This is a genomic window from Kineococcus indalonis (assembly GCF_009906395.1).
Taxonomy (GTDB): Bacteria; Actinomycetota; Actinomycetes; order Actinomycetales; family Kineococcaceae; genus Kineococcus; species Kineococcus indalonis.
The window spans coordinates 1-794 of sequence record NZ_JAAALM010000928.1; the positions used below are offsets into that span (position 1 = coordinate 1).

1 protein-coding gene is annotated in these 794 nt (G+C 80.6%); it reads right to left on the reverse strand.

The window, feature by feature from the left end:
* The coding region (locus tag GTR00_RS21995; protein WP_205706417.1) for a hypothetical protein at positions 1 to 495 on the reverse strand (495 nt) is incomplete at its 3' end.
* Between the last annotated feature and the right edge of the window lie 299 nt (positions 496 to 794).

Genomic DNA, 794 nt, shown 5'->3' on the forward strand with positions numbered 1-794 from the left:
GGCGGGGGCGGTGCCGTCGGTGGCGACGACGGCCACGGCCCCGCCGGCGGCCGCCAGGGCGGCGTCGGTGGAGGTGTCCCAGGTCAGCTGGGCGCCGCCGGCGCCGTCGGCGCTGGTGATCCACACGTCGGCGGCGCGGGGGTCGGCGGCGGGGCCGGAGCCCTCCCGGCGGGTGCGGGCGGCCGGCTCGTCGAGGGAGCCGGTCACGCCGGTGACCTCGGTGCGGGCGGCGCCGTCCACCCAGGCCCGGGCGTCCTCGGCGGTGGCGACGCCGACGAAGACGGCCGCGCCGCCGGCGGCGCGGGCCCGCACGGTGGCCGAGGGGCCGCTCAGGTCCAGCAGGCCGGGGGCGGTGACGACGGCGACCGCGCCGGGGCCCGGCGCCGCGGGGACCGTGAGGGTGGGCGGCGGGGCCAGGGCGGTGAGCACGAGGGCGCCGGCGGCGCCGCAGCCGAGACCGGCCAGCAGCAGCAGCCAGGCGATCGCGCGTCGCACCGTCGTCCTCCGGGGTTGGTGGGGCTTCGTGGGGCCTCGCGCGGCGCGGCGGGCACCGGGTCCGGGGCGACACCCTACGCACGTCACCGCCGCGCCCGTGACCCGCGACGGGTGGGCGGGAGCGCTGAACCGCTCGCGGCGCGGCCCCGTTGACGGGGTGGCGGAGCACCGCGATGCTTGCAGAGGCAATGTTTGCCGCTTCAAGCAAGCGGCTGTCCCGCCGCCGCAGGCCGCGACACCTCGCGCCCGTCCGAAGGGCCCCCGGCCCCCCTCCGAACGCAGAGGACCGACCTCATGAC